This window comes from Actinophytocola sp. (genome assembly GCF_036002505.1).
Lineage (GTDB): Bacteria > Actinomycetota > Actinomycetes > Mycobacteriales > Pseudonocardiaceae > DASYTH01.
This window is the reverse complement of record NZ_DASYTH010000378.1, coordinates 1-5117: the sequence shown is the minus strand read 5'-3', so window position 1 is coordinate 5117 and position 5117 is coordinate 1. Positions and strand designations below refer to the sequence as shown.

Annotated in this window: 4 protein-coding genes and 1 pseudogene; all 5 read left to right on the top strand. The window is 69.1% G+C overall.

All coding sequences use genetic code 11. The features are described from left to right. Positions 1 to 34 precede the first annotated feature (34 nt). A pseudogene (locus tag VGR06_RS44120) lies at positions 35 to 169 on the top strand (reverse transcriptase N-terminal domain-containing protein); the annotation flags it as partial. 49 nt (positions 170 to 218) lie between these two features. Beyond that, complete coding sequence (locus VGR06_RS33440; RefSeq protein ID WP_327563188.1) at positions 219 to 623, top strand: DUF5372 family protein; 405 nt, start codon at positions 219 to 221, stop codon at positions 621 to 623. Positions 624 to 665: 42 nt separating this feature from the next. Then, positions 666 to 1010, top strand: coding sequence for a DUF6788 family protein (locus tag VGR06_RS33435; RefSeq protein WP_327563187.1), 345 nt, complete (start codon positions 666 to 668; stop codon positions 1008 to 1010). A 160-nt stretch (positions 1011 to 1170) separates the two neighbouring features. Next, positions 1171 to 3432, top strand: a complete 2262-nt coding sequence (locus tag VGR06_RS33430; RefSeq protein ID WP_327563186.1) for a recombinase family protein — start codon at positions 1171 to 1173, stop codon at positions 3430 to 3432. Positions 3433 to 3448: 16 nt separating this feature from the next. Then, on the top strand, positions 3449 to 5065 hold the full coding sequence (locus VGR06_RS33425; protein WP_327563189.1) for a reverse transcriptase domain-containing protein: 1617 nt from the start codon (positions 3449 to 3451) through the stop codon (positions 5063 to 5065). Positions 5066 to 5117: the final 52 nt, after the last annotated feature.

The following is a 5117-nucleotide window of genomic DNA, read 5'->3' as shown; positions in this document are numbered from 1 at the left end:
ACCCCAAGATCACTCAACTCCAGGTCAGCCCGGCGTGTCACACCCACCGCCGACCCACCACCAAAACTGCGAAACTCGAGAGGTCAGGAACCTGCAGAAAATGATGCTGCGGAGCTGGTCGAACACGCTGATCAGCGTGCGTCAGGTCGCGCAGCGCAACGCTGGCCGCGCGACCGCGGGGTATCGACGGGCAGGTCGCGTTGACCTCCCCGGCGAGGATGGACCTGGCGGTGCAGACACATCGCAGCGCCCGGTCGTTCACCCCGCTCGCGGTCAAGCGGGTGTATATATACCGAAGGCCAATGGGAAACAGCGCCCGCTCGGCATTCCGACGGGCACCGCAAACTGCGCGGTCGCGCTCGTCTCGTGAGGTTTCGGAATCGTTTGTCACGGTCACGCATCCGTTCCATCCGCTGGTTGGGCAGCGGTTGCGGGTGTTGTTCGAGCGGCGGCTGGGTGGTGGGTTGGCGTTCAGTTGTGAGGGCGGGCCGTTGGGCTCGTTGATGCTGCCGCTGTCGTGGACCGATCGTGGGCCGTCGGCGGCCACGACGGCGTTGAGCTATGAGGTTCTGGTCGAGCTGGCCGCGGAGGTCGTGGCGGTCAGGTCGCGCCACGCCGGGTGATGTCGTTGAGCCGGACGGCTGGAAGTGAGACTGTCTTGTGTAATGGATATACACAAGAGAGAGATCGACCTGAGTGCGGTCACCACCCGGGCGCTGCGGGCACGCCGGACCCGGCTGGTGCGCTCGGTGCCAGACCTGGCCGGGTTCGTGGCCGGCTCGCTGGTCGAGCAGCACCGCAAGTGCGGCAAGGAGGGGTGTCGATGCATGCAGGGACAACCGCACGGGCCGTATGTGTATGTGTCGGTGGCCGGCCGGCTGGTCTACGTGCCGGCGAGCCTGGCCGAGGCGGTCCGCGACCGGCTGGCGGTATCGGGGCGGCTGCACCAGCTGTTGGCGCAGATCTCGGCGATCAACCTGGAGTTGTTGTCCCGGCGGGAGTTGGACTAGCCGATGCCAGCCACCGCGGTGTCCTCGCCTGCCCCGGATGCGGTGGCCGGCGAGATGACCGCGGTGCTGGCCAATATGGTCGAGTCCGCGCTGGTCGGCGGTCTGCTGGGCGCCTCACCGGTGCGGGAGGCCGGCGGCGATGATGCGCGGGGAGCAGAAGGTGACCGCCTCGCACCGGCACCGGATCGCGGTCGTCTACATCCGCCAGTCCACGCTGGTGCAGGTGCGGGAGCACACCGAGTCCACCGCCCGCCAGTACGCGCTGGCGGAGGAGGCCGCCCGGTTGGGCTGGGCGGCGGCCGACATCGAGGTCATCGACGCGGACCTGGGGCTGTCCGGACGCAGCACCACACACCGGGACGGGTTCAAGCACCTGGTGGCCCGGGTGTGTCTGGGCGAGGTCGGGGCCGTGTTCGGGTTGGAGGTGTCCCGGCTGGCCCGTTCCAGCGCCGACCTGTCGAGGCTGCTGGAGTTGGCCCGCCTGACCGACACGCTGGTCATCGACGCCGACGGGGTCTACGACCTATCCGACATCAACGACCGCCTCCTTTTAGGGCTTAAAGGTCAAATGTCGGAAGCTGAGCTGCACCTGTTGACCAGCCGACTGCAGGAATCGAAGCGGGCCGCCGCCCGCCGCGGGGAGCTGCGGGTGCCGCTGCCGGTCGGCTACGTCTACGACGACGAGGGCGGCGTGGTGATCGACCCGGACGCCGAGGTCGCCGCGGCGGTCGCCGACGTGTTCGCCGCGTTCGCCGCGACCGGGTCGGCCTACGCCGTGGCCGGCGCGTTCGCCGGGCGGCGCTTCCCCCGCCGCGCCTACGGCGGCGCATGGGCCGGGCAGATCCGCTGGGGCCGGCTGACCCACGCCCGGGCCGCGGGCATTCTGACCAACCCGGTCTACGCCGGGGCGTACGTGTTCGGCCGCCGCCGCACCCGCCAGGTGGTGCACCCGGACGGCTCGGTGCACTCGTCGACCACCGAGCTGCCGCGCGAGCAGTGGCAGGTGCTCATCCACGACCACCACGAGGCATACGTGAGTTGGGAGCAGTTGCTGGCCATCGAGGCCAAGCTGGCCGGCAACCGCACCAACGCCGGCGCCCGCCCGCCGCGGGAAGGCACCGCGCTGTGTCAGGGTGTCGTGTTCTGCGGCGCCTGCGGCCGGTCGATGCAGGTCCGCTACCAGGACCGCCATCCGCGCTATGAGTGCTCCCACTCCCGGGCCGACCACGTGGCCACGCCGCGGTGTGGCTCGGTCCGAGCCGACACCATCGACGAGGTCGTCACCGAGGCGCTGCTGGCCGCCGTGGAACCCGACCAGATCGCGTTGGCGCTGGCGGCCGCCGACGAGGTCACCGCTCGGCGTCAACGTTCGGTGCGGGCCGCTGAACTGGCCGTCGAACGCGCCCGCTACCACGCCGACCGCGCCGAACGCGCCTTCCACGCCTGCGAACCAGAAAACCGGCTCGTGGCCCGCAGCCTGGAGGGCCGCTGGGAGGCCAGCCTCGGCGAGCTCGCCGAGGCGCAGGCCGCGCTGGCCACCCAGGCCAGCACCCAGCCGTCGCTGCCCAGACCCGAACAACTGGCCGCCGCCGTCGCCGACCTGCCCGCCCTGTGGTCCGCCCCGACCACCACCGACAAGGACCGCAAACGGCTGCTACGCACCCTACTCGGCGACGTCACCATCACCCCGTCCCCACAGGACAGCACTCGGCTCGATATCGGCCTGCGATGGAGATCCGGTGCCACACAACAGATGCAGGTCACCAGACGCCACAGTGCCGTCCAGCTACGCAACACCGACCCCGCCGCGATCGCACTGGCCCGCCGCATCGGCCCGAGCCTGGACAACGCCGCCCTGGCCGCCGCGCTCAACGCCGCCGGCCACACCACCGGCACCGGAACACCCTTCACCGTCGACGCGGCCGGCAACCTGCGCCACTACCAACGCATTCCCTACCCCGGCCTGCTGCACGACGGTGAGCGCACTCCACGCCAGGTCGCCGAGCACCTCGGCGTGTCCACCGGCACAGTGCACTACTGGATCGCCTCCGGTTTCCTGCCCGCCCGCCGCGGTCCCGCCGACCGCTGGTGCATCCCGTTCCCACCCGAGGTCGAAGCCGCCTGCCGCGACCGCGCCACCGGCTCCCCACACCAGCACACCGACATCGACCCACGCCCCCGCGACCACGACGAGCACACGATCCCCGACATCGCCGCCCGCCTCGGCGTCAAACCCGATGTCATCTACAACTGGACCGAACGCCGTTACCTGCCCGCCCGTCGAGGCCCCGGCGGACGAGTCTGGATCCGCTTCACCCCCAACACCGAAACCGCCTGCCTGCAACGAATCGCCACGTCCTACAAGCTCCCCGCCGACGTCAAAGCCCAAGCCCAACAACGCCTGGAAAGGATCGCAGTATGAAGCACCCGTCCCCGTCATCTCGGATCGCGTCCACCAGGCGCGCCACCGTAACGCGCTGGAACCCGAATGGGAGGCCAGGTTCGAACCCAAAAGTTACGGGTTTAGGCCGGGCCGTAGCTGCCAGGACGCGATCTCGGTCATCCACGTGACGTCGTGCGGCGTTGCCGCGCAACGGGTGTGGGTGCTGGACGCGGACCTCACCACAGCATTCGACAGGATCGACCACGACCATCTGCTCGCCACCATCGGGATGTTCCCCGGCCGGACAAAGATCCGGGACTGGCTGAAAGCTGGGGTGTTCGAACCGGGCAACGGATTCGCACCGACCGATGCGGGAACCCCGCAAGGCGGTGTGATCAGTCCTCGGTTGTTGAATATCGCGTTGCATGGGCTGGAAGAGGCGGCGGGAGTCCGTAAAGAACGCAGCGATCCGCAGCGCACGAAACGCGGCTCCCCATCGCTGATCAGGTACGCCGACGACATGGTCGCCCTCTGCTATACCAGGCAGCAGGCCGAACAGGTCAAAGCGCGGCTCGCCGCCTGGCTGGCACCCCGAGGACTGACCTTCAACGAGGACAAGACGCGCATCGTCCACCTCGACGACGGGTTCGACTTCCTCGGGTTCACCGCCCGCCGACGCAACGGCAAGCTGATCATCAAACCCAGCAAAGCCGCCGTCAAACGAGTCAGGCACCGCCTCGCCGTCGAGTTCCGCGCCCTGCGCGGCACGAACCCGGCGGCAGTCCTCGCGAAGATCAACCCGATCGTGCGGGGATGGGCGAACTACTATCGAGGGGCAGCGTCGTCCATCGTGTTCGCCGCGCTGGACGTGCATCTGTGGCGGCTCACCTACAAGTGGGCCTGCCACGGCCATCCCCACACGCCGAAACGCTGGATCATCAACCGGTACTTCGGCCGGTACAACACCGCCAGGCAAGACCGTTGGGTATTCGGCGACCGCACCAGCGGCGCCTACCTACCCAAGTTCGCCTGGACGAAAATCGTCCGGCACTCGCTGGTCCGCGGAGACGCGTCTCCCGACGACCCCGCTCAGGCCGGCTACTGGGCCGACCGGCGCCGCAAGACCAAACCCCTGCTCGATCGCAGGACCCTGCACCTGCTCGCAGGCAAAACGGGACCTGCCCGATCTGCGGACACCTGCTCCTGCACGCCGACCGCGAGCCACAAAGCCCCCACGAATGGGAACAGTGGCACCGCACCACCCGCAGGGCGATCACCGAGCAACACATCATCGCCCACGGGACAGGCCTGCCGGACGAAACCCAACTCGTTCACGCCACCTGCCGCCGCCGCACCGGCGGACAGCAGGACCCAGCACCTCTGTACTCCTGAAATCGCCCAAGCGGCTTGCTTGAGCCGTGTGCCGCGACGAGTTGCACGCACGGTTCTGAGGGGGCGGCGGCGCAGCAATGCGCCGTCGCTACCCGACTGCGCGGGGTCAGTCCCTGGGCCGGCGAGCCTGCATCACCTCGCGGGCAATCGCCCAGGCGTCCGCCACGGGACCCACGTGCCCGAGCTTGTCCGGGTTGACCACCGAGCGGATCGTCTGGATCCGCCCGCCGAGCACGTCGAGCGTCAACGTGCCGGCCACCTTGCCGTCACGATCGCGTAGGATCGCGCCCGGCTGGCCGTTCACGTCGCGCGGCTCCACTCTCGCGTCGACC

What these genes read in the sequence shown, in the direction of transcription:
- VGR06_RS33440 (WP_327563188.1), top strand. Translation starts at nt 219, where the DNA reads ATGGACCTGGCGGTGCAGACACATCGCAGCGCCCGGTCGTTCACCCCG.
- VGR06_RS33435 (WP_327563187.1), top strand. Translation starts at nt 666, where the DNA reads ATGGATATACACAAGAGAGAGATCGACCTGAGTGCGGTCACCACCCGG.